Source organism: Kribbella deserti (assembly GCF_042434725.1).
Taxonomy (GTDB): Bacteria; Actinomycetota; Actinomycetes; order Propionibacteriales; family Kribbellaceae; genus Kribbella; species Kribbella deserti.
Window position 1 is genome coordinate 169,703 of sequence record NZ_JBHLTC010000018.1, and the last position, 23,721, is coordinate 193,423.

Consider the following 23,721-nt stretch of genomic DNA (forward strand, 5'->3'; position numbering starts at 1 on the left):
GCCCCTGGTCTGATTCGGCGCCGGGCGGGCGCCGGATCAGACCAGGTCTTGGGGCTCAGAGCTGGTTGGCCGGAGCCGGCCGAAGGGGACGGTGCACGCCGTTCGCCAAGGCGATCGACAGACCGACCGCGCAGGTCGCGGTCATCGCCACCAGCGCGTTGATACCGGCCGTCCCGGCGGCGAAACCACCCGCCAGCAGGAGCAGCACGCTGCCGGTGAGAATGCCCAGGCCGATCCACTCGACCATCGCGACAAACCGTTCCTGCCGCGCGATCGCCGCGAGTACGACCAGTTGCAGTACGGCGTACGCCGAACCGGAGATCGCGAACAACCAGGCGATCGGCCCGATCGCGGCGTACTGCTCGCCGCCGACGACGGCGACGACCAGCTTCGGCAGCAAAAGCGTGCCCAGTACGGCGATGAGGCTGATTCCGGCGACGATCTTGACCGCGTTGCGCAGCCGGCGGCTGTCGTCGGGATCGGAGGCGAGCGACGGGAACACCACGACGCTGACGAACTGCGGCAGGAACAGGCAGGCCTTCGCCACGATCACGCCGGCGGCGTACCGCCCGCTGTCGTCGGGGTCCATCAGGGCGCGGGCCAGCAGCACGTCGGCGTTCGCGATTACGAAGAACGCGGCGAGCGCGTGGGTGCCCTGCAGGGTCTCGTGGAAGATCTGCCGCACCTCGCCGGGTTGGGCCCCGGTCGAGCCGCGCAGGACAAAGGCCGCGACCATCACCGGCAGCGCCGCGCCGAGGGCGATACCACCCATCGCGCCGACCAGGGTGGGCTCGATCAGCAGGCCCAGACCACCCAGGCCGAGCCGGCCGACGCCGATGACGGCGTACACGACGGCGAGTTCGCGCCAGTGCTCACCGCCCTGCAGCACGCCGAGCTGGCCGCCGAGCACGGTCAGCAGGCCGAGAGTGGGCGCGAGCAGGGCCACCGCCACGATCGAGTCGATGTGCAGCAGCAGGATGATCACCGGCGTGGCCAGCAGTGCGAGCACGGCCAGCCAGGTCCCGCCGACACGACCGGCTTTGAGCAGGCTGTCGGCGAGCACGGCCTGGCCGGGGCCGGTGTGGGTCGCGATGCGGCGGGCGCCGGTGGCCTGCAGGCCGAGCGAGGCCACGTTGCCGATCAGCACGAGGCCGAGCAGGGCGGTGAGCGCGCCGAACTGGGCCGGTGCGAGCGAGTGCACGGCCACCAGGGTGAAACCGTAGGCGGCGACGTTCATCACGGCCATGCCGATACCGACCAGACTCGCGCCTTTGAGCAGCCCCTTGGACGGGCTCGGCGGCGGGGACTGGCTCGGGTCCGAACCGGCGGACGGGCCGGTTGCGGACGTGGCTGGCTGGTGCTCAGGCGTTGTTTCGGAGTACATGGGCTGGGTTCCCTGGCGGTCGGGTGAGGCCTGACATCTGACTTTCTGCGATGGCAGCGTAGCGGTCCGTGACTGTAGTGCTTGTCCGGACCAGTTCGCTAACTCGACAACGACTGGGTCTCGGCCTTTGCTACGGGCTGCCCAGGTCTTGTGCGGCCCTGTTACTCCCTGGTAGTAACAACCTTCAGCTTTCGGATCGGGACATATGTCCAGGTCCTGTTCTTGGATGGCCGGGTTGGGGTCCGCGGTTCGTCCACGGTGAAGTGGCTTGTCCACAGTGAGGTGGAGGACGCATGCAGCGCAGTACCTTGCTCGGAGGTGCTCTGCTGGCGGTGGCCGCGGGTCTGCTGGTGGTGATCGGGGAAGCCCTCGGTCTCGACACGCAGCACGTGGCCCTGCTGGGAGGCGCCCTGGGCGGTGTGATCGGTCTGGTCCCGGACCGTAGCCCCGCGATGCGGGTGGCCGGTTTTGCCGCCGGTCTGTTCGTGGCCTGGTTCGGCTTCGCCGTCCGGGCGCTGTACCTGCCCGACGCCGTCTCCGGTCGGGCCTTCGCGGCGTTCCTGGTGGCCGCCATCTGTCTGGGCATCGCCGCCGCCACCGCTAGCCGGCTGCCCCTGTGGTCGCTGCTGGTCGGCGCTGCCGCGATGGTCGGCGCGTACGAGGAGGCCTATACCGCGGATACCCCCGCGTTCCTGGCCGAATCGCCCGGCGCGGCCACCGGCGTACTGCTCGCTGCCGCGATCGGCTTCCTCGCCACCACGGTGCTCGGCCCGCAGGTCTCGGCCGCCCGGCGCCGCGAGACCCGGCCCGCACCCACCCAGGAATTCGCCTCTGTTGAAGGAGATCGTTCGTGAAGTGGCTCAACCGTGGTGTGGCCCTGGGCGTGGCGCTGCCGTCCTCGTTCCTGCTCGCCACCTCGACCGCGTACGCCGGCTCGCTGGCCGACCCGGTCACGGTCACGAACACCGAGACCGTGCAGGCGCAGCTGGATCCCAGCGGCAAGGTCGAGGGCGCCCGGATCTACGAGCAGCTCTCGTTCACCGGCAAGGGCACGGTGAAGATCAGCAACCCGGTCGCGGCCGACGGCCTGCGTAATCTCGACGGCTTCGGTGGAGTCTCCGAGAAGAACGGCGTGATGACGGTCGACACCGAGGTCGACGGTGACGAGCGGATGCGGATGGTCAGCGACTTCGACAAGAAGAAGCTGCCGATCAAGGTCGCCGTCACCTACACCCTGAACGGCAAGAAGCTGCGCAAGCCCGCTGACGCCGTCGGCAAGAGCGGCCGGCTCGAGGCGCGCTACCTGGTCGAGAACACCTCCGCCCAGCCGCGCACCATCACGATCAAGGACGCTCGCGGCCAGAACATCGCCGAGGAGAACCAGGTCGTCATCCCGATGGTGGGCCAGCTCGCGACCGTGCTGCCGCCGGAGTTCACCGACGTGACGTCGGCCGAGGCCAACAAGGCCGGCGACGGCAAGGGCGGTACGAAGCTGAGCTTCACCGTCACCCTGTTCCCGCCGGTTGGTGCGGCGACGGCCGAGTTCGGCTGGGCCGCCGAGGTCAAGGACGCGGTCATTCCCGAGGCCGAGCTGACCGCGCTGCCGGTCAGCCCGCTGGAAAGCCCGAGCTTCAAGAGCGCCGTCACCGGCTACGAGAGCGGCGCGGAGAAGGGCGCCGACCTGGTCGAAGGCGGTACCGAACTCGACGCCAACCTGATCAAGCTCCGCGACGGCGCCAACAAGCTGCTGTCCGGCCTGCTCCAGCTCAACGCGGGCGCGGCCGAACTCAACAAGGGCCTCGCCGAAAAGGCCGCCCCAGGCGCCAACAAGCTCGCGGCCGGCGCCAGCAAGCTCAGCAAGGGCCTCGGCGACCTCGAAAGCGGCGCCGGCACCCTCCGCGACAAGATGGCCGAAGCCGACGCGGGCGCCGCCAAACTCAACAAGGGCGCCGGCGAGCTCAAAACCGGCGCCGGCAAACTCGCCGACGGCGCCGGCAAACTCAAAACCGGCACCGGCGAACTGAAAAAGGGCGCCGGCCAGCTCAAGAAGGGCGCCGGCGACCTGGAGAACGGCGCGGGCGACCTGAGCAAGGGCGCCGGCGATCTGAAGAAGGGCGCGGGCGATCTGAAGAAGGGTGCCGGTGCGCTCAAGGCCGGCCTCGACAAGGCGGACAAGGGCGTCGGCCTGCTCAAGAAGGGCTCGGGCGAGCTCAAGAACGGAGCCGGCAAGCTCAAGGCCGGTATCGGCGAGCTGAGCACTGGCGCGGGCAACCTCAAGAAGGGCACCGGCGCCCTCAACGATGGCCTCAAGCAGGTCAACTCCAAGACTCCTGAGCTGATCGCCGGGCTGGGCCAGATCAAGGGCGGCTTGGACAAGGTCGAGGGCGGGCTCGTCCAGATGTACGGCGGCATCGGCACGCTGCCCGCGCAGGCGAAGCCGCTGCATGACGGCATCAAGCAGCTTCAGGCCGGTATCGGCAGCACGAGCAACTCTGCGACCTTGCTGGGCGGTCTCGAGCAGCTCAAGGGTCAGCTCGCGAGCGCCGGGGTCGGTATCGACAAGATGATCGACGGCGTGTACCGCGATGGGGACAGCAAGGAATCGTCCGGGGCCTACCAGAAGATCGGCTGCGCCGTCAGCGTCGTCAAGGCGCTGAACGAGGGCAAAGCCGCTGGTTCGTTCAACAACCCGCAGGACCGGTTCTGCTACGGAGCCCAATGGCAGTTGCTGAACACGGTCGGCATCAGCGCCGAGCCCGCCCTGAGCGTCGTTCGTAAGACGGTCCTCAAGTCGCTGTCCGACGAACTGGCCGCGGGGCGTAACAAGCTGGCGGACCCGGACAATCTGACGCCCGACATCGACAAGCCGCTACCGGGCGACGCGACCCTGCAGCTCGGGCTCGCCTACCTGCAAGGCCGTCTGACCAAGCGTGCGGTGCCGGGTATCACCCAACTGCAGTGCGGCTTGAGCAATGTCGCGGACTCGGCCTGCGACACGAGTAAGCCTGGCTTGCTGCAGGGACTCGGTGCCCTTGACGCTGGTGTCGGGCAACTCGTTTCCGGCGTTGTGAAGAACGTCCAGGGCGGTATCGGCAAGGACGACGACACCCCGGCCAGCGGAACCCTCCGTGGCGGAGTCCATGGCTTGCAGGCCGGCGTTGGCAAGATCCAGGCCGGCGGCACCACGCTGATGCAGGGTCTCCTGCAGTTGGGCGTCGGCGCGGGACAGATCGATGCCGGCACCGGGAAGATCGCGACCGGTCTGGGCACTGCTGACCAGGGCGCGGGCGCCCTCGCCGGTGGCCTGGACCTGCTGAACGGCAAGGTCGGCGAACTCAAAGACGGCACTAGCCAGCTCAACACTGGCGCCGGCCGTCTTGCGGATGGCACCAGCAAGCTGGACGCTGGCGCCGGCAAGCTGGCCGACGGTTCGGGCCGACTGGCCGACGGCGCGGGCAAGCTCAACACCGGAGCGGGCAAGATCGCCGATGGCGCCGGCAAGCTGGACGCCGGTGCGGGCGAGTTGGCGGCTGGTACGAATCGGCTGAAGGCTGGTACGGGCGTGCTCGTTGACGGCACCGAGAAGCTGGACAACGGGTTGACGCTGTTGACCGGTGGTGCGGGCAAGGTGGCCGATGGCGCTGGCAAGGCGTCGACCGGTTCGCAGCAGTTGTCCAATGGTGCTGGCGAGTTGGCGACCGGTATCGGTACCGCCGCTGAGGGTTCGGGCAAGATCGCCGACGGCCTCAAGAAGGCTTCAGACTCCGCCCCGGCGCTGGGTAACGGCGCCGACCGGCTGTCGAAGGAAGGCGCGAAGAAGCTGGTCGGTAAGGGCGAGGAGACCGCGATGGACTTCGGCCGTCGCTACGCGATGCTGGCCGCGTCGGCCGACCGCGCCAAGACCGAGTCCATGCCGTACGGCGCACCCGAGGGCGCATCCGGTTCGACGGCGTACTCGCTGAAGCTGGCCGGCGCCACCGGCGAAGGCGGCCGCAACTTCGGCCGCCTCATCGCGGCCCTCGCCGTCTTCGGCCTAGCCCTAGGCGCAACCGGCCTGATCCGCCGCCGCTTCGCCTAACAACAACCGCTAACTGAAGTGGTCCCGACGCCCAGTACCACCGGGCGCGGGACCACTTCTTGTTGGACTGCAGAGAATGGCCTCCGGCGGGCGGAAGGGCCGGAGTTGGCGCGGAAACGGGCGATGTGTTCGTGGCCGAATCCGTTGGATGGTGAGGTGGTTACAACGGCTGCCGCTGCGATCGATGGCGGATGCGCGGGTGGCCGACGCGGCGGATTGCTATCTTCGGCAATTCGTCGACGCTAGGGAGATCATGGGCTCGTCATCGATCAGCCGTCGCGCCTTCTTCGGCACCGCCGCACTGATTCCGCTGGCCGCCTGCTCGCCAGACCAGGCGGCACCCAACGCGAGCGCACCCAGCCCGACCACGACCACGCCCCCCGAAGCCACGCCCAGCCCGACGCCAAGAACTACCCCGAAGGCGAAGGCGGATCAGGCGGCGCAAGGTCAGTTGATCGGGCTGGAGCGCAAGTACGGCGCACGCCTCGGCGTCTACGCCCTGAACACCGGTACGGGCGCCACCCTCGCCTACCGGGCCGACGAGCGGTTCGCCTTCTGCTCGACGTTCAAGGGCATGGCGGCAGCGGCGGTTCTGCACCACCATCCGCTGTCCCATCTCGAGACGCTCGTCACGTACACCAAGGCCGACCTCCTGAAGCGTGCCCCGATCACCGGCCGCCACCTCGCAACCGGCATGACGATCCGCCAGCTATGCGACGCCGCGGTCCGCTACAGCGACGGTGTGGCCGGCAACCTGCTGCTTCGCGAGCTCGGTGGTCCCGCACAGCTGACGGCCTACCTGCGCAGCCTCGGCGACAACGTCAGCCGGATGGACCGGATCGAACCGGCCATCACCCAGGCCACTCCCGGCGATCCACGCGACACGACCACGCCACGGGCCTTCGGCACGGACTACCAGCGCGTCGTACTCGGTGACGCCCTACCGCCGGACAAGCGCGCCTTCCTGCGCGACCTGCTCGTACGCAACACCACCGGCGGCCAGCGAATCCGCGCGGGACTGCCCCGCGGCTGGACCGTCGCGGACAAAACCGGCACGGGCGACTACGGCACCCTCAACGACATCGCGATCGCCTGGCCGCCGAACAAGCCACCGCTGGTCCTAGCGATCATGTCGAGCAAACCCAGCCGCGACGCCCCCTACAACCAGGCCCTCCTGGCCGAAGCTGCCACCCACGCCGCGGCCGCCATCACCTGACGCGAACCGGCCCACTTGGTGAGTCCACTGGACATTTTACGAGCCCGAAAACGTCCAGTGGACTCACCAAGACGGGGTTAGCCGAGGTGGGTGGTCCAGATGGTGGTGCCGGGGATTAGGCGGGAGCGGTCGGGGCCCCAGCCGCCCCAGACCTTGGTGTTGGTGGCGGGCCATTCCGGTTCGAGCAGGTCGTCGATGACGAAGCCGGCCGAGGTCAGCAGGCGGACCCAGTCGCCCATGGTCCGGTGGTGCTCGACGTACGTCGGGGTGCCGGCCGAGTCGACCTCGACGTACGGCGTGCGGTCGAAGTACGAGTGGGTGATCGCGTAACCGGTAGGCGTCGGGTCGTCCGGGAACGCCCACCGGATCGGGTGGGTCACCGAGAAGACCAGCAGGCCGCCAGGGCGTAGTACCCGGGCGATCTCGCGTAGAGCCATACCCGCGTCGGCGACGAAGGGCAGTCCGCCGAAGGCCGAGCAAACGATGTCGAACGAGTCGTCCGCGAACGGCACGGACACCGCGTCGGCCGCGACCGTACGGACCGGCACACCCGTACGGCCGTCGAGGATTCTGCCCATCGCGAGTTGCCCGACGGAGATGTCGAACGCCACCACGTCCGCGCCCTGGCCGACCAGCCAGCGGGCGCATTGAGCCGCGCCGCAACCAACTTCGAGGATGCGCTTGCCACGAACGGGCCCGAGCAGTTGTGCGTCGGCCTCGTCGATCCCTTCGGGGCACCAGGTGAACCGTGCGTCGCCGAGGAAGCCGCCGTGTTCGCCGATGTATTCCGCCGCGTTCTCGTCCCACCAGGCCCGGCTCGCCCGGGACGTCTCCGCCTCGGTCAACTCGATCCGCTGACTCACCACAACCTCAAACTCGTCCGCCACGGCCCACACGCTAGCGCGGGCACATCCGGGGCCGATTGGCAACTGGTTCGATCTGCGTGCAATAGCTTCCAGGACAACAACTAGCGCTGATAATTTTGCCGCCCCCTGCGCCGGATCTCCGGCGGTCTCGAGGAGAGCGCGCATGCTGGTCCGTGTCCTGGTTTCCCTTGCCCTGCTGGCCGCATCGCTGGTGATGTCACCTGCGCCCGCGGCCGTCGCATCACCAGTCGTGGCGACCGCCGATCAGGGGCAACAGCTGACGGCGATGTTCAACGATTACGGCAATACCAGTGGTAAGTGGAGCGGCGGCGACAGCACCGTCTCCGTGGCGCTACCCGACGGCAGAACCGCCTGGATCTTCTCGGACACGATGCTCGGCTCAGTCAACGCCGACTTCACCAGGCCGCGCACCAGCCCGATGGTCAACAACACCCTGGTAGTCCAGTCGGGCGGCGCACTGACCGCCACACTTCACGGCGGCACTTCAGCGGCACCACAGGCGCTAGTGAAGCCGACAGTCGCAGGCGAGTTCTACTGGGTCGCCGACGCGACAGTGGAAGCCGGAGCCGTCAAGGTCCTCTACAACCGCTACAAGAAGACTGGTCAAGGCGCCCTGGACGTAGCGCTTACCGGCACTGCACTGGCGACTCTCGCCCTGCCAGCGCTAACCGTCAGCAGCGTCGTCGAGTTGCCTGTCGGCTCGACCATCGCCTGGGGCGCCGCGGTACTAGAGGACGGGCAATACACCTACATCTACGGCTCGGAGTACGTCGCCTCAACCGGCATGAGGTTCGCTCACCTCGCACGAGTTCCCGCGGGCGGCCTCGGCGGCACCTGGCAGTTCTGGAACGGTACGACGTGGGGGAGCGCCTCCGCACGGCTCCAGTTGTCGGGAATCGGTACAGCCTTCGGAGTGCAGAAGGTCAACGGTCAGTACGTCGTGGTCACCGTCGAGAGCAACGTGGTCTTCGGCCAGCAGGTAGTGGCGTACACGGCCACAAGTCCCACAGGTCCGTTCACCGGGCCAATCGAACTCTTCACGGCTCCCGAGCCCGCAGCACGTCAGGGCGTGATCGTGTACGACGCACGCCTCCACCCATCCCTGGCGGAGCCGGGCAAGTTGCTCGTGTCGTACAACGTGCACAGCCTCAATGACAACGACCTGTACGACGACGCGCGGATCTACCGGCCGAGGTTCGTGAGCGCGACTTGGCCCGTCCCGACGCCCGACCCGGCCCTGGTCCCGGCAGCGCCTGCGGGCTTTACGGCGTCGCCCGAGGCGGAGTCTGGCGCCGTACGGCTGAGCTGGACGGCTTCACCCGGCACGGTGACGACGTACTCGGCGTACCAGCGCGATGTCACCGCGGGGCAGACGCACTTCGCGAGGGTGTGGCAAGGGTCTGACACGGCTCGGACGCTTGGTGGCTTCAAGACAGGCCATACGTACGAGTTCCGGGTCACGGCTACCAACAGCGCGGGCGAAGGGCTGCCGACGCCAACGCGGAGTGTGGCCGTCACGATCGCCCAGCCGCCCGCCCCGGCGGGGTTGACTGCCACGGCGGGGTCTGACGGTTCGGTCGTGCTGGGGTGGACTGCTGTGCCGTACGCGTGGAGCTATGCGGCGTACCGCCGGGACGTCACTGCAGGCGAGACAGAGTTCAGCCTGGTGGGAGACGGCGATTCACGGGATACGGCCGCAAAAGCCTTGTGGCTGACGCATAACCACGAGTACGAGTTCGTCGTCACCAGTAAGCACGGCGGAGGCGAGTCGGCGAGGTCCGGGCCAGTACGCGCTACAGCCCGGTACGCCGTACCGCCGGCGCCGACGGGGCTGAGCGCCGTACCGCAGGCTGACGGGACTATCGAGCTCAACTGGTCCGGGCCGAGCGAGAACGTCTACTACCGCGTCTACCAGCGGGACGTCACCGCAGGCGACACCACCTTCACCGAGTTGCCACTGCCCGTCAGTTGCTGCCAGTTGCGCGCTGGGTATCTCGCGCACAACCACGAGTACGAATTCAAGGTTGAGACGTCGAACTCCGGCGGCAACTCGCCCGCTTCCAACATCGTTCGGGCCACCTCGAAGTATCCGGCACCGGCCGCGCCGTCCCAACTCGAGGCGGTCGCGCTCAACGGGCAGGTCCGCTTGAACTGGAAGGCGAACTCGACCGACACCTGGTTCTGGATCTACCAGCGTGACGTGACGGAAGGCCAGGTTGAATTCACCAAACTGCCCCTGCCGTTGACGACGTGCTGCCAGTTCACGGCGGGTTACCTCGTCAACGATCACGTTTACGAGTTCAAGGTGACAGCCATCTCTCAGGGCGGTGAATCCACCTACTCGAACGCAGTCCGGGCAACTCCGCAACTACCCTTGCCGCCGAAGGTGACGGGTCTGACGGCTACAACTCTCGCGGACGGCCGTATCCGGCTGAACTGGAGCGAGCCCGCATCGGACCTCTACTACTGGGTCTACCAGCGAGACGTCACTGCAGGCGAGACCACCTACAAGAAGCTCCCGTTGCCGCTGGGGCAGTGCTGTACTCACACAGCGGGTCTACTGCTTCACAACCACGTCTACGACTTCAAAGTGGCTGGTACCAACACGACTGGCGACGGCCCGCAGTCCGATCCGGTCCGGGCTACTGCTCGCTATAGCCCGCCACGAGCTCCGACAGGCCTGACGGCGATCGCAGCTGGCGACGGAAGCATCGACCTTGACTGGGACTCTGCGGGCGATGGTCTTTACTACTGGATCTACCAGCGAGACGTTACGGCTGGGCAGGGCTTCACCAAGGGGATCTACCCAACGGACCGTACGGCGCACAGCGTCGGGCCGTTGGTCCATGGGCACGTCTACGAGTTCAAGGTATCCGCCGAGAATCCAGGTGGTGAGGGACTTACCTCGGCCGCAGCGAGCGCTACCGCGATTGGCGGGCTACCGCTGCCACCGTCCAACCTGTCGGCTCAGGCCGGTAATGGCCAGGTGACGTTGCACTGGTCGGCGAGCCCGAGTGCGAACGTCTACTACTGGATCGAGTTCCGCCCGGCCGGTGGCGCCTGGCAGCGACTGCAGTACCCGGTGGACACCTGCTGCTCGTTCACCGTGTCGCATCTGGCCAATGGCACCACCTACGAGTTCCGGCTGCGTGCGACGAACGTGTCGGGGGATAGCTCTGCTTCCAACACTGCGAAGGCGAGACCGCTGCCGCCGCTGCCAGCCGCACCGACCGGTCTAACGGCCGCACCGGGCGATGGAAAGGTGACGCTTCGCTGGCGGGCCAGTACCAGCCCTGACGTGTACTACTGGATCGAATACCGCCCGGCCGGTGGTACCTGGCAGCGACTCAAGTACCCGCTAGACACCTGCTGCACGTTCACCGTCGGCTACCTGGCGAACGGCACGTACTACGAGTTCCGTGTCAGGTCGACCAACCTCGCGGGCGATTCGGCGCCCTCTGTCGCCGCTGGGGCTAAGCCGATGCCACCGATCCCTGAACGGCCCACAAACCTCACGGCGACTCCTTCCGGTGACAGCGCCGTCAGGCTCACCTGGTCGGCGAGCCCGACGCCGAACGTCTACTACCGCATCTGGTACCGCCTGAGCGATCAGGAGAACTGGACGCAAGCGGTCTACCCAGTGGTCTGCTGCGACTTCACCATGAGCTACCTGATCCCCGGGCGGACGTACATCTTCGTGCTCGCGGCGGAGAATCTGGCCGGCTACAGCCCCGCACCGAACCCGACGGCCATAGCCACCCTCACGATCATCACGCCCGCGCCAGTCACGAACGTACGAGCCGTACCGAGAATCGACGATGCGTCCGTTGACGTCTACTGGAACTCGGCGTCCCACGCCACGGGCTACACGGTCAAGGTGAAGCCCTGCCGTGGCGGCAGTTGGTCCAACGCCGCCATCATGGTCACCGGCACCCACGCGCGGGTCCACTACGTGCACGGCTGCTACCTCTACTCCGTCGTTGCCGACCGCTACGGCAAGTACGGGCTGCCGTCGGCCGGTGAGGTGATCGCCTTCGGGACTCACGACGACTATCCATGGGGCGGCTGGTGGATCCTCGATCCCTACATGTTCGTTGTCGACCAGTGCACGTCGTTCGTCGCATCACGTGTCGACAAGTACTACAAGCCCGCCAACGGATCGAAGTTCAACGGCTGGAACTACGGTGACGCCAAGAACTGGGACGAGGCCGCCCGCAAGTACGGCGGGGGCGTCTCCCGAACACCTGCGGTAGGCGCGATCGCCCAGTTCAACGCCGGCACCTACGGTCACGTGGCTTGGGTGGCCGGGCTCGACGGCAGCTACGCGATCATCGAGGAGTACAACGCGGCGCGCCCCGAGGCCTACTCGCGGCGGAAGATCTTGATCTCCGCCATCGACAACTTCATGTACGTCACCTGACCCGCTTGGCGAGCGCCTCGTTCATGGCGATGAACTGGGGTTCGATCGAGTCGCGGAGCCAGCCGCGCATGAAGGGCACGAGCACGCCCTGGAAGCGTTCTTCCTGCACGAGGCGGACGCGGCCCGGACCGAGCGGCTCGATCCGGAAGGTGTGCTCGCCGTCGAAGATGGCGCCGGGGCCGACGCGACCGAGCCAGCGCAATTCCTGGTTCGGGGTGGCGACCAGCACGGTCGGGGTGAAGGTGGAGTCCTTACCGGTGGCGTCGCGCATGACGTTGGTGATGGTCGAACCCGTCACCAGATCGCCGGTGGACGAGATGATGAACGGGTTCCACTCGCCGTACGCGGCGCGATCGCTGAGCACCGCCCAAACCCGCTCCGGGCCGGCCTCGATCTCGATCGAGGTGGTCAGCACGGTCGGACGCGCCACGGAGTACGTCGTATAGCCGGCGAGTACGACGAACGCGGCGGCACAACCGATCAGCAGGCGCTTCTTCCAGGACATGGCGGTTCCATTCAGCTGAGCACGGATTGGGTCAAAGTGCGGGCATACGCCTCGGTGACGGGCTCACCCGTGACCAGCAGGCGGTAGTAGAGCGGTCCGACGAGCTGATCGACCAGTACGGCGGCCGGAACGCGCGAGTGGATCACCCCGGCCTCCTGGGCGGTCGCGACGACCTCGGTGACGAGGCGATGCCGCTCGGCCCAGAGGGCGTGCACGCTCTCGCCCACCGCCGGGTCGCGCGCGGCGGCCGCGGCCAGATCGGCGATCAGCGCGGCGGAAGTGCCCGCGAGGCTCGCCGCGATCGACGCGACGAGATCGGTGAGATCGCGCCGGGCATCCCCGGTCGGCTCGAACGGCACGTCCGAGCGCATTCGGGTGATCAGCGCGATGACCAGCTGGGCCTTGGTCGGCCAGCGCCGGTAGAGCGTGGTCTTGGCGACACCTGCCTGGGCCGCGACGCGCTCGACCGAGAGGCCGTCGTACCCCCGGAGGCGGATCTCCGCCGCGGCGGTGGTCAGGATGCGGGCCTCCGCCTCGGGATCGCGTGGTCGTCCTCTGGTCGGCATGGCCACCTCCTCGTTATAACGCTACGCCAGTATCGAAAATACGCGAGCGCAATACGATACGTAAGTAGCGAAACGAAACCGTCGGTGGCCGATGGGAGACTCGCGGGCATGGATGGCTGGGAGTCGATCGCCGCGAGCGCCGTACCGATGACGGGTGGATACGGCGGAGAGACGTATACCGTGAGCGCCGCGGGTGAGGACGCCGTACTGCGGTTGTATCTGCGCGATCCGAATCGGGTGAGCGTGGATGTCGCCCTGATGCGGCTCGTCCGGGGCATCCTGCCGGTGCCGCGTGTGCTCGACGCGAAGCTGGTCGGCTCGGTCGAGGATCCGCCGTATGTGCTCTGCGAGCGACTGCCGGGCGTGAATCTCGAGACCTATCTGCCCACCGCGGCCGAGGACCAGCGCCGTCGTATCGGCGAACAGCTGGGGGAGTTGCTGGCCCGGCTGAGCGGCATGCCGTTCCTGCGCGGTGGCATGTTCGAGGGCGACGACCTGATACCGCGAGAGTTCGACCTCGGCGAGGGGGGATTGGTCGACTGGTACCGAAAGCACGCGGCGGCCATCGCGCTCGATCCGGTTCGCGGCGCCAAGTTGACGGTGGTGCTCGCTGAGGTCGACGACCAGGTGGTGCTCGACGAGGTTGATGACCAGGTGGAGTTACCGCCTGAGCGGTTCTGCCTGGTGCACAGCGACTTCAATCCGAAGAACCTGCTGGTCGATCCCGAGACCGCCATCATCACCGGCCTGGTGGACTGGGAGTTCGCCCACAGCGGTTCGCCGTACACGGATCTCGGTAATCTCCTGCGCTTTTGCGACGACCCGGTGCTGGCGGGCGCCGTACTGGACGTCGTACGGCGACGCGCCCCGGCGCTGGCCGAGCCGTTGCAGAGGCGGGCGCGGGAGGCGGACTTGTGGGCGCTGATCGAGCTCGCCGGCCGGGCCGCGCAGAACCCGGTCGCCGCCGCCGCGCGCGACCTGCTCGCCCAAATGGCCGAATCCGGCGAGCTGGCCGCCGGCCGCCCCGACCTCGACCCGGCGTGACGGTTAGACCTCTCGGGGCGTCGGTCAGGCGGGATCAGGGTTTGGATCTTCATGATGTTGTGATGCCGCGCGGGCCCCGGGGTCGTACATTGTCAGCAGTGCTTCTGGGCGGCGTCGGGTTGTCTCGACGGGTGGCCGGTTTCTCACCGGGCACCCCGGGTTGCCGTGCCCTCACTCATCCACGTATTCTGTGAGATGCGCTACGGGCCCGCGCGACCTCGGACGGAGCAGGCTCGTGCTCGCAGTGGTCGGTGGTGAATCCAAGGTCTTCCTAGACAATCCTTCGGCGGCGCGATCAAACGGCCTGAGCGCACCCGGACGACATCACCCACCCACGGAGCAATTCACCACATGACGGCCAGCATCGAGGCACCTCTCGACCCCGCAGTTCGCATCACCCCGCAGGTAGCGGTCAATGACATCGGGTCGGAGGAAGACTTCCTCGCGGCGATCGATCTGACCATCAAGTACTTCAACGACGGCGACATCGTTGAGGGGACCATCGTCAAGGTCGACCGGGACGAGGTTCTCCTCGACATCGGTTACAAGACCGAGGGCGTCATCCCTTCGCGTGAGCTGTCGATCAAGCACGACGTCGACCCGAACGAGGTCGTCAAGGTCGGCGACCACGTCGAGGCCCTGGTTCTCCAGAAGGAGGACAAAGAAGGCCGCCTGATCCTTTCGAAGAAGCGCGCCCAGTACGAGAAGGCCTGGGGCACGATCGAGAAGATCAAGGAAGAGGACGGCGTCGTCACCGGCACCGTCATCGAGGTCGTCAAGGGTGGTCTCATCCTGGACATCGGCCTCCGCGGCTTCCTGCCGGCCTCGCTCGTCGAGATGCGTCGTGTCCGCGACCTCCAGCCGTATGTCGGCCAGGAGATCGAGGCCAAGATCATCGAGCTCGACAAGAACCGCAACAACGTGGTCCTGTCGCGTCGTGCGTGGCTGGAGCAGACGCAGTCCGAGGTCCGGATGAACTTCCTGACCCAGCTGCAGAAGGGCCAGATCCGCAAGGGTGTCGTCTCCTCGATCGTCAACTTCGGTGCGTTCGTGGACCTCGGCGGCGTCGACGGTCTGGTGCACGTCTCCGAGCTCTCCTGGAAGCACATCGACCACCCGACCGAGGTCGTCGAGGTCGGCCAGGAGGTCACGGTCGAGGTGCTGGACGTCGACATGGACCGCGAGCGCGTCTCGCTGTCGCTGAAGGCGACCCAGGAGGACCCGTGGCAGCAGTTCGCCCGGACCCACCAGATGGGCCAGATCGTGCCCGGCAAGGTCACCAAGCTGGTTCCGTTCGGTGCGTTCGTGCGCGTGGAGGAGGGCATCGAGGGTCTGGTGCACATCTCCGAGCTGGCCGAGCGTCACGTCGAGATCCCGGAGCAGGTCGTTCAGGTGAACGACGATGTGATGGTCAAGATCATCGACATCGACCTCGAGCGTCGCCGGATCTCGCTGTCGCTGAAGCAGGCCAACGAGGGTGTTGACCCCGTGTCGGACGACTTCGACCCCACGCTTTACGGCATGGCGGCGACGTACGACAAGGAAGGCAACTACATCTACCCGGACGGGTTCGACCCCGAGACGGGCGAGTGGCTCGAGGGCTTCGACGCGCAGCGTGAAGAGTGGGAGCGGCAGTACGCCGAGGCCCACACGCGCTGGGAAGCTCACAAGAAGCAGATCGAGGACGCCAAGACGGCGGACGTCGAGGCCGGCGAGGCTTCGACCTACTCCTCGGCCGCCGCGCCGAAGGACGACGCTCCCGTTGAGGGCGCGCTCGCTTCGGACGAGGCCCTGCAGGCCCTGCGTGAGAAGCTGACCGGCCAGGGCTGATCCAGCCTTGGTGTCGCAGTGACTCCGGAACCCCCGCACCCCTTCGAGGGCGCGGGGGTTCCGCATGTTTAGGGTCATACCCATGCTGAGAGTCGGGCTGACCGGTGGAATCGGATCGGGTAAGAGCGAGGTGAGCGCGCGCCTGGCCGCGCGCGGCGCCGTGGTGATCGACGCGGACCTGCTTGCTCGCGAGGTGGTCGCGCCCGGCACGGACGGCCTCGCGGAGGTGATCGAGGCCTTCGGCAACAACATCCTGACCGCGGATGGCGCGCTCGATCGGCCCGCGCTGGGCAAGGTGATCTTCGGTGACGAGACCGCCCGGCGCCGGCTGGAGGCGATCATTCATCCGCGCGTACGGGTCCGCGCGGCCGAGATCGAGGCCGCCGCGGATCCGGAGGCGGTGATCGTGCACGACATCCCGCTGCTGGTGGAGACCGGCCAGGCCGGCCGGTTCGACCTGGTGCTGGTGGTCGACGTACCGCCCGAGGTGCAGCTGACCCGCCTGGTCGCCAACCGGGGCATGAGCGCGGACGAGGCCCGGGCCCGGATCACCAGCCAGGCAACGCGCGAACAGCGCCTGGCGGTCGCCGACGTGGTGGTGCCGAACGACGGCTCACTGGCCGAACTGGACGCGCGGATCGATGATCTCTGGGCCCGGTTGAGCACCGGCCAGATCACGAAAGGGTGACCCCCACGGGGGAAATGATGGGTTGAGCCCGTCCGGGATGAGAGCCTGTCCCGTGGCGTAGCCGGGCGGATCGCCCGGAGCGTCGCTGCCCTCACCGTGGCCGTGCCACGGACCTGAAGACTTAGACGTTTGGAGGATGGCGTGGACTGTCCGCGCTGTAGCTCTGACGTTCCCGACGTATCGCATTTCTGCCACCACTGTGGCAACGACGTGCAAGCCGGGGACTCCGAGCGCAAGAAGGCCTATGCCGCCAGGCCGGACGAGCCCGTCGCGTCGTTCCGGCTGGTTTCGACGATCATGCCGCAGGGAGCCGGCCAGCGCCCGCAGACGTATCGCATCGCGCTCGGCATCGCACTCGGCATCACGGTGATCACCGCCGCCCTCGGGGCGTTGCCGGTGGCCATCATGGTCGCGGCTTTCGCACTTCCGATCGTCTACATCCTCTACTTGTACGACGTGAACCTCTGGGAGGACGAGCCGATCCCGGTCGTGGCTGCGGCGTTCGTGGCCACCGGCGTACTGGCGGCCATCTTCACCTGGTTGTGGCGCGGCAACCTCGGCCTAGCGGTCGAGGGCATCGGTGAGATCGGGGCCGGGCCGAGGCTCCGCGACCTGCTGGTGATGGCCCTGCTGGTTCCGATCGTCTCCGAGGCGATTCGCCAGCTCGGCCCGGTCTACCTGGCTTCGCGGCCCAAGTACGACGACCTGATGGACGGTCTCACCTTCGGTGTCGTCGCTGGTGTCGGCTTCGCCTGCTTCGAGACGCTGGTACTGCACTGGGCCTGGATCAGCGGCGGCTTCGCCGGTCCGGGCGCGGGCGCCGGGGTCTGGATCAGCATCGTGGTGCTGCAGGGCTTCGTGAAGCCGCTCATCTACGGTACGGCGTCCGGTCTCGCGGCAGCCGAGTTCTCCGGTCTGGGCGAGGGATATGACGGTTTCACCCCGCGGTACTTCGTCGGCCTGCTGCAGGCCGTCGGCGCCAACGTGGCCTTCTGGGGCGGGATCTACCTGCTGTCGTTCGTCGGAGGCCCGGGCTCGCTTGTCGGGGCTGTGCTCGGGGTTATCTGGGGTCTGCTCATTCTGGGCGTCCTGGTCATCCGGGTCCGTACGGTGCTTCACAAGGGTCTGCTCGAGGCTGCGCTGGAGTCGGCCGCTCGTGGCGGTACGAACCACTCGTCGGGCGCTCTGGCCTTCTGTGGTCGGTGTGAGATGCCTCTGATCACGCATTCCGACTTCTGCTCCGCTTGCGGCAGTTCGGTCCGGTCCACGCCCAAGGGCGCCCGGGGCGCGGCAACGCCCGTAGCAGCGGGAACAACCGGTACGGACGCCTCGACCCCCGCAGAGGAGCCTCAGGCATGACCGACAACCAGAACCCGCCGTACGGCCCTGGCGGTCAGCCCGGCTACGGCGGCCCGGGTCAGCCGGGTTATCCCGGTCAGGGCGGTCCGGGTGGTCAGCAGCCGCCTCCTGGGTATCAGCCTCCGCCGGGCCAGCAGCCGCCTCCCGGCTATGGGCCTCCTGCGCAGGGTGTACCGCCGCAAGGGCCTCCGCCGGGTTACGGCCAACAGCCCCCGGCCCAGCCGCCATACGGCGGTCAACCAGGCCAAGGTCAGCCCGGGCCTTACGGACCGGGTGGACAGCCCGGACCAGGCCAACCGCCGTACGGACCTCCTGGCCAGCAGTACGGCGGCCAGCCTGGTCCTGCCGGTCAGCCGGGCTATCCGCCGCAAGGCCCCTGGAACCAGGGCGGCCAGGGTGGCCCCGCTGGCTGGGGGCCGGGCGGTCCCGCCGCGCCTCGCAAGAGCAACGCGCAGCTGCTGGTACTCGCGATCGGCGGCTTCGTCGTGGTCGCGATCATCGGCATCGTGCTGGCGTTGACGCTGAACGGTGGCGACGACATCGAGGCCGGGCCCGGTCCGGTGATCACCGAGCCGACGGATGCCCCGACCAGCGACCCGTCCGCGGACCCGAGTACTGACCCGAGCGCCGACCCGAGCGCCGAGCCGACGACCGAGCCCACCGCGGACCCGACGGCGGATCCGACCGCCGACCCGACCGACGGGCCGGACGGCAAGGACATCGGGATCGACGCGGGCAACGGTGTGTTCGTGCGTCCGATGCCGGGTTACGTCCGGACCACGCCCAAAGGCGCGAAGGGCGTCTACCTGCAAAAGCACGGGCAGGGCGCGTTCTGGGTGCAGACCGGCAAGGGCACGGCGTCCGACGCCACCGCGCTGCTGGCCCAGGTGATCTCGGTCGAGAAGAAGGGCATGACCCGTTTCGAGAACACGCCGACCAAGACCGACACCCCGCCCGCCGGTCGCAAGACCAAGGTGACGAAGGTCGAGTCGGTCACGTGGACCGGGGAGCTCGCCGGGCAGAACGGTACTGTGAAGCTGGTTGGCTACATCGGCGTAGTGCAGCGCAGCGATGGTGTGCTGACGCTGGTCCGGTTCTTCTCAGTGCGCAGCGCCGCGGAGGTGGCGAAGTTGGAACTCAAGGGCATGATGTCGTCGGTCGTTCAAAGCCAATGAGTTCCAAGCGCGGTCAAGGGCCGGGGGAGAACCCCTGGGTGAAGAAGGACTCCGGCGCGGGGGAGACCCCCGAGCCGGAGCCTGACCTGCCGCCCTCGCCGTGGAACCACCCGGTCGCGCCGCCACCCGGCAGCCAGACCTGGTCCGGTAACGCCGCACCGGGTACGCCCGGCGGCCGTCAGGCCAGTGGCGGAACGGCCGGCTCCAGCCCCGACACCTGGGGCGATCAGCCTTCGTCTGGCATGCCCGGTTCCGCTCCTGGTCCCGGGCCGGGCGGTCCGCTGAACGGGCCCAGCCCGTTGGGTGGCCCGCCGCCGGGCGCCAACCCGCCGCCGGGCGCCAACCTGCCGGGGGAGCCGACTGGTTGGGGCGCGCAGATCAGCCCGCCGTCGTTGCGGCGGCCGGCGCCCGAGCCCAAGCGCAAGCTGCCGCCTTTTCTGATTCCGGTGGTGGCGGCCGTTGTCGTACTGGCGCTGATCGGCGTCGGTCTGGTCGTGTTCCTGGGTAGCGACGACAAGCCCGCCGCGGACCCGACGAACTCGCCCACGCCGGCCCCGACCACGGTGAGTACGCCGCCCGGTCCGACGTACACGCCGCCGCCGAACGCGCTCAAGGTCGGTTTCGGCGTCACGCTGGTCCCGGCAGACGGCTGGACCGAGTACACCGCCGAGAAGCAGGGCAAGGAGGTGATCGCGCCCGATCCGAACGGCAAGGCGCGGGCCTTCTTCTGGGTCCGGCAGCGGCGGGACATGACGGCCGAGACCTACCTGCTGCGCGTGGTCGAGGGCGAGACCGGGCTGATGGTGGCCCAGCTCGGGGAACTGCAGCGGAACCTGCCGTGCCCGCGCGACGTCTTGGTGGAGTGTGTCGCGATCACCTACACCGGGACGAAGAAGGGCGTGAAGCTGCAGGGCTTTGTGGAGGCCTACCGCCGCAAGGACGGTGTGGTCACCGCGATCGACTTCCAGTCGCGCGACGACTTCGCGGCCAAGGCGACGGCCGACGCGCAGATCATGAAGAAGTCCGTCATCGACAGCATGTAGAACCAGCAGGATCCGAACGCGAAGGACACTCATGAGTCAGCAGTACGGGCCGCCGGGGCAGGGGCCGCAGGGACCGGCCGGACAGGGTGGCCAGTGGCAAGGCCAGGGCCAGCCGCCGTACGGCCAGCAACCCCCGCCGGGCTACAGCGGACCCCAGCAGCCCCAGCAACCGCCGTACGGCGGTCAACCCGGGTATGGCGCTCAGCCCGGCTACGGCCCCGGTCCGGGCGCTCCCGCCGGTCCAGGTGGTCCTGCCGGTCCGGGTGGGCCAGGTGGACCCGGTGGGCCTGGTGGACCGATGGGGCCGGGTGGGCCGCCGGCGCCGATGGGGCCGTTCGGCTTCCCGCCGGGACACCAGTTCGAGCGCAAGAACAAGGGCCTCGGGCGGAACCAGTTGATCGCCATCGGCGGCGGCGCGCTCGCCGTACTGCTGGTGATCCTGGGCGTGGTGCTGCTGGTCAACGGTGGCGACGACGACGCGCCACCGGCCACGCAGCCGACGAGTGAGCCGACGCTGACGAACACGTTCCCGACCAGCGTGCCGAGCCCGACCGAGACCACCCCGACGAAGGGCCCGTACGACGTCGGCGTGGAGATCGGCAACGGCGTCTGGTTCACGCCGACCAAGGGCTGGGTCAAGGATTCGGTCAAGCGGTCCGGCGCGAGCTACCTGCTGCCCTCGCCGGGTGGCGGCGGCTTCATCGACGGCTGGTTCTGGGCGCGGCAGACCAAGCTGATGGGCGCGAAGGAGTTCGCGCACCGCCTGGTCGACATCGAGTCGAACAACCTCGAGCACGTTGTGATCCGGTCCGGCCGGGTGATGAAGTGCCCGAACGAGGCGCTGCGCAAGTGCTACGCGATCAACTACTCGGCCGTGGTGAAGAACAAGGCCGGTAAGAAGATCGTCTTCGCGGGCTTCGTGCAGGCCTTCGAGGACAAGAACGGCCTGACCACCGCGACCGACTCGGCCCTGGGTGGAAACATCTGGAAGAAGACCTACCCGCAGGTCCAGGCCATGATCAACTCGATGCTCAAGTCGTTCTGAGTTCTGATCCATCCCCTGGCCAGGCCCGGTTTCCGGGCCTGGCCAGGGTCATGTCTGGGCCGATCTGAGCCGTCGCTGAGCCGTCGCTGGGCCGTCGCTGGGCCGTCGCTGGGCCTTCGAATTGGCCCGTCGCGGACCCAGGCTGAGGTCGTTCGGCCATCGCATCGGGAGGGTGCTGACGGCCGGACGGGAAAAATGTCGGCGGCGGGCCGTACGGTGGATGCCATGAGACAGGTGACGGATCTCCAGCGTATGGTCGCGCCGCTGAAAGTGGTGTCAGACTTCGAGCCGGCAGGTGACCAGCCGGCCGCGATCGCCGAGCTCGAGCGCCGGATCAACGCCGGCGAGCAGGATGTCGTCCTGCTCGGCGCCACGGGTACGGGTAAGACCGCGACGATGGCGTGGCTGGCCGAGCGGATCCAGCGGCCGATGCTGATTCTGCAGCCGAACAAAACGCTCGCCGCCCAGTTCGCGAACGAGCTGCGCCACTTCTTCCCCAAGAATGCCGTCGAGTACTTCGTGTCGTACTACGACTACTACCAGCCTGAGGCCTACGTGCCGCAGACGGATACCTATATCGAGAAGGACAGCTCGATCAACGAGGAGGTCGAGCGGCTCCGGCACTCGGCCACCTGGTCGCTGCTGACCCGGCGCGACGTGATCGTGGTCGCCACCGTCTCGTGTATCTACGGTCTTGGCTCCGCCGATGAGTACCTGAACCGCATGATCCACGTGAAGGTCGGCGACGAGATGGATCGCGACGGCCTGCTCCGCAAACTCGTCGGCGTGCAGTATGCGCGAAACGACCTCGCGGGCACGCGCGGCACGTTCCGGGTCCGGGGCGACACGCTTGAGGTCTTCCCGGTGTACCAGGAGCTCGCCGTTCGGGTGGAGTTCTTCGGCGACGAGATCGAGCGCGTGATGACGCTGCACCCGCTCACCGGCGAGGTGCTCAGCGAAGAAGAAGAGCTCTACATCGGCGCCGCCACCCATTACGTCACCGCTCCGGAGAAGATGGAGCGGGCGATCGCCGGGATCGAGGCCGAGCTGGCCGAGCGCCTCGCGGAACTCGAGCGTGGCGGCCAACTGTTGGAGGCCCAGCGCCTCCGGATGCGCACGACGTACGACATCGAGATGATGCGCCAGATCGGCACCTGCTCGGGTATCGAGAACTACTCCCGCCATACCGACGGCCGCGAGCCCGGCACGGCACCACACTGCCTGCTGGACTACTTCCCCGAGGACTTCCTGCTGGTCATCGACGAGTCGCACGTCACCGTGCCGCAGATCGGCGGCATGTACGAGGGCGACATGTCCCGTAAGCGCACGCTCGTGGAGCACGGTTTCCGCCTGCCCTCCGCGATGGACAACCGGCCGCTGCGCTGGGAGGAGTTCCTGGAGCGGATCGGCCAGACGGTCTACCTCTCCGCCACCCCGGGGCAGTACGAGCAGGACAAGTCCGACGGCTTCGTCGAGCAGATCATCCGCCCGACCGGCCTGATCGACCCCGAGGTCATCGTGAAGCCGACCAAGGGCCAGATCGACGACCTGATCCACGAGATCCGGATCCGCACCGAGCGCAACGAGCGCGTCCTGGTGACCACGCTGACGAAGAAGATGTCCGAGGACCTGACGGACTACCTGCTCGAGATGGGCATCCGTACGCGCTATCTGCACAGCGAGGTCGACACCCTGCGCCGGGTCGAACTGCTGCGCGAACTACGCATGGGGGAGTACGACGTACTCGTCGGCATCAACCTGCTCCGGGAAGGTCTCGACCTGCCCGAGGTCTCGTTGGTGGCGATCCTGGACGCCGACAAGGAGGGCTTCCTGCGCAGCGGGCGATCGCTGATCCAGACGATCGGCCGTGCGGCCCGAAACGTCTCCGGCGCCGTCTTCATGTATGCGGACAAGATCACGCCCTCGATGGAAATGGCGATCGAGGAGACGAACCGCCGCCGCGAGAAGCAGGTCGCGTACAACAAGGCCCACGGCGTCGACCCGCAGCCGCTGCGCAAGAAGATCGCCGACATCACCGACATGCTCGCCCGCGAAGATGCCGACACGGCCGAACTGCTCGGCAACGGGCGGTCCCAGAGCCGGGGCAAGGCACCGGTGCCAGGCGCGCTGGCCAAGACGAAACCAGGGGAGAAGGCCCGCGAACTGGCCGGCGGCATGCCGTCGTCCGATCTGGCCGACCTCATCCAGCAACTGACCGACCAGATGCACAACGCCGCCGCCGAACTCCAGTTCGAGGTCGCCGCCCGCTACCGCGACGAGATCTCCGAACTCAAAAAGGAACTCCGCCAAATGGTCCAAGCCGGCGCCAAATAATCGCCCACCCGCCGAGTCGGCCATCAATCCACTCGGCGGGTGGCCTCTGGCAGAGCTGGCCCATCGGGCGGGTTGTCCATCGGGCGGGTCTCCCGGGCGGGTGGCCAAACGGGCCTCGGCTCTGGGACTCGACGGGGTCGGTCGGAG

The 23,721-nt window shown here is 67.7% G+C and carries 16 protein-coding genes; 12 read left to right on the plus strand and 4 right to left on the minus strand.

Annotated features, from left to right (window positions below; all coding sequences use genetic code 11):
• Positions 1-55: 55 nt before the first annotated feature.
• Positions 56-1,384: a lipopolysaccharide biosynthesis protein gene (locus ACFFGN_RS14135; RefSeq protein ID WP_380047390.1), complete on the minus strand. Its 1,329-nt coding sequence runs from the start codon at positions 1,382-1,384 to the stop codon at positions 56-58.
• Between the two features lie 293 nt (positions 1,385-1,677).
• On the opposite strand from ACFFGN_RS14135, the gene ACFFGN_RS14140 reads away from it, so the two are divergent.
• The 3 genes from ACFFGN_RS14140 (at position 1,678) to bla (ending at position 6,678) form a co-directional block, all read left to right on the plus strand.
• Complete coding sequence (locus ACFFGN_RS14140; RefSeq protein ID WP_380047392.1) at positions 1,678-2,238, plus strand: hypothetical protein; 561 nt, start codon at positions 1,678-1,680, stop codon at positions 2,236-2,238.
• Complete coding sequence (locus ACFFGN_RS14145; RefSeq protein WP_380047394.1) at positions 2,235-5,462, plus strand: hypothetical protein; 3,228 nt, start codon at positions 2,235-2,237, stop codon at positions 5,460-5,462. Before ACFFGN_RS14140 ends, ACFFGN_RS14145 begins: the two co-directional genes overlap by 4 nt.
• A 253-nt stretch (positions 5,463-5,715) precedes the next feature.
• Positions 5,716-6,678, plus strand: coding sequence for a class A beta-lactamase (gene bla, locus ACFFGN_RS14150; RefSeq protein ID WP_380048736.1), 963 nt, complete (start codon positions 5,716-5,718; stop codon positions 6,676-6,678).
• 77 nt (positions 6,679-6,755) lie between these two features.
• On the opposite strand, the gene ACFFGN_RS14155 is transcribed toward bla, so the two are convergent.
• The gene (locus tag ACFFGN_RS14155; protein ID WP_380047397.1) at positions 6,756-7,565 is read right to left on the minus strand and encodes a class I SAM-dependent methyltransferase; all 810 of its coding nucleotides are present in this window, start codon (positions 7,563-7,565) and stop codon (positions 6,756-6,758) included.
• A gap of 142 nt (positions 7,566-7,707) precedes the next feature.
• On the opposite strand from ACFFGN_RS14155, the gene ACFFGN_RS14160 reads away from it, so the two are divergent.
• The gene (locus tag ACFFGN_RS14160; RefSeq protein WP_380047399.1) at positions 7,708-11,985 is read left to right on the plus strand and encodes a DUF5005 domain-containing protein; all 4,278 of its coding nucleotides are present in this window, start codon (positions 7,708-7,710) and stop codon (positions 11,983-11,985) included.
• On the opposite strand, the gene ACFFGN_RS14165 is transcribed toward ACFFGN_RS14160, so the two are convergent.
• Both ACFFGN_RS14165 and ACFFGN_RS14170 read right to left on the minus strand, forming a co-directional pair.
• Positions 11,978-12,490: an SRPBCC family protein gene (locus ACFFGN_RS14165; RefSeq protein ID WP_380047401.1), complete on the minus strand. Its 513-nt coding sequence runs from the start codon at positions 12,488-12,490 to the stop codon at positions 11,978-11,980. The genes ACFFGN_RS14160 and ACFFGN_RS14165 overlap by 8 nt on opposite strands.
• An 11-nt stretch (positions 12,491-12,501) precedes the next feature.
• A complete protein-coding gene (locus ACFFGN_RS14170) occupies positions 12,502-13,056 on the minus strand; it encodes a TetR/AcrR family transcriptional regulator (protein ID WP_380047403.1) in 555 nt (184 codons plus the stop codon).
• Positions 13,057-13,164: 108 nt separating this feature from the next.
• On the opposite strand from ACFFGN_RS14170, the gene ACFFGN_RS14175 reads away from it, so the two are divergent.
• The 8 genes from ACFFGN_RS14175 (at position 13,165) to uvrB (ending at position 23,574) form a co-directional block, all read left to right on the plus strand.
• Positions 13,165-14,100, plus strand: a complete 936-nt coding sequence (locus tag ACFFGN_RS14175; protein ID WP_380047405.1) for a phosphotransferase family protein — start codon at positions 13,165-13,167, stop codon at positions 14,098-14,100.
• Between the two features lie 351 nt (positions 14,101-14,451).
• The gene (gene rpsA, locus ACFFGN_RS14180; RefSeq protein ID WP_380047407.1) at positions 14,452-15,930 is read left to right on the plus strand and encodes a 30S ribosomal protein S1; all 1,479 of its coding nucleotides are present in this window, start codon (positions 14,452-14,454) and stop codon (positions 15,928-15,930) included.
• A gap of 82 nt (positions 15,931-16,012) precedes the next feature.
• On the plus strand, positions 16,013-16,618 hold the full coding sequence (gene coaE, locus ACFFGN_RS14185) for a dephospho-CoA kinase (protein WP_380047409.1): 606 nt from the start codon (positions 16,013-16,015) through the stop codon (positions 16,616-16,618).
• Between the two features lie 210 nt (positions 16,619-16,828).
• Positions 16,829-17,977: a PrsW family glutamic-type intramembrane protease gene (locus ACFFGN_RS14190; RefSeq protein ID WP_380047411.1), complete on the plus strand. Its 1,149-nt coding sequence runs from the start codon at positions 16,829-16,831 to the stop codon at positions 17,975-17,977.
• Entirely contained in the window at positions 17,974-19,152 is a 1,179-nt protein-coding gene (locus tag ACFFGN_RS14195; RefSeq protein WP_380047413.1) for a hypothetical protein, read from the plus strand. The genes ACFFGN_RS14190 and ACFFGN_RS14195 overlap by 4 nt, the downstream gene beginning before the upstream one ends.
• Complete coding sequence (locus ACFFGN_RS14200) at positions 19,149-20,195, plus strand: hypothetical protein (RefSeq protein ID WP_380047415.1); 1,047 nt, start codon at positions 19,149-19,151, stop codon at positions 20,193-20,195. Before ACFFGN_RS14195 ends, ACFFGN_RS14200 begins: the two co-directional genes overlap by 4 nt.
• 31 nt (positions 20,196-20,226) lie before the next feature.
• Positions 20,227-21,240, plus strand: coding sequence for a hypothetical protein (locus tag ACFFGN_RS14205; protein ID WP_380047417.1), 1,014 nt, complete (start codon positions 20,227-20,229; stop codon positions 21,238-21,240).
• Between the two features lie 225 nt (positions 21,241-21,465).
• Entirely contained in the window at positions 21,466-23,574 is a 2,109-nt protein-coding gene (gene uvrB, locus ACFFGN_RS14210) for an excinuclease ABC subunit UvrB (protein ID WP_380047419.1), read from the plus strand.
• Positions 23,575-23,721: the final 147 nt, after the last annotated feature.

Bases quoted from the DNA above. Each gene is read 5' to 3' on its own strand.
- ACFFGN_RS14135 (WP_380047390.1), bottom strand. From the start codon at position 1,384: ATGTACTCCGAAACAACGCCTGAGCACCAGCCAGCCACGTCCGCAACC.
- ACFFGN_RS14140 (WP_380047392.1), top strand. From the start codon at position 1,678: ATGCAGCGCAGTACCTTGCTCGGAGGTGCTCTGCTGGCGGTGGCCGCG.
- bla (WP_380048736.1), top strand. From the start codon at position 5,716: ATGGGCTCGTCATCGATCAGCCGTCGCGCCTTCTTCGGCACCGCCGCA.
- ACFFGN_RS14160 (WP_380047399.1), top strand. From the start codon at position 7,708: ATGCTGGTCCGTGTCCTGGTTTCCCTTGCCCTGCTGGCCGCATCGCTG.
- ACFFGN_RS14165 (WP_380047401.1), bottom strand. From the start codon at position 12,490: ATGTCCTGGAAGAAGCGCCTGCTGATCGGTTGTGCCGCCGCGTTCGTC.
- ACFFGN_RS14170 (WP_380047403.1), bottom strand. From the start codon at position 13,056: ATGCCGACCAGAGGACGACCACGCGATCCCGAGGCGGAGGCCCGCATC.
- ACFFGN_RS14175 (WP_380047405.1), top strand. From the start codon at position 13,165: ATGGATGGCTGGGAGTCGATCGCCGCGAGCGCCGTACCGATGACGGGT.
- rpsA (WP_380047407.1), top strand. From the start codon at position 14,452: ATGACGGCCAGCATCGAGGCACCTCTCGACCCCGCAGTTCGCATCACC.
- coaE (WP_380047409.1), top strand. From the start codon at position 16,013: ATGCTGAGAGTCGGGCTGACCGGTGGAATCGGATCGGGTAAGAGCGAG.
- ACFFGN_RS14195 (WP_380047413.1), top strand. From the start codon at position 17,974: ATGACCGACAACCAGAACCCGCCGTACGGCCCTGGCGGTCAGCCCGGC.
- ACFFGN_RS14200 (WP_380047415.1), top strand. From the start codon at position 19,149: ATGAGTTCCAAGCGCGGTCAAGGGCCGGGGGAGAACCCCTGGGTGAAG.
- ACFFGN_RS14205 (WP_380047417.1), top strand. From the start codon at position 20,227: ATGAGTCAGCAGTACGGGCCGCCGGGGCAGGGGCCGCAGGGACCGGCC.
- uvrB (WP_380047419.1), top strand. From the start codon at position 21,466: ATGAGACAGGTGACGGATCTCCAGCGTATGGTCGCGCCGCTGAAAGTG.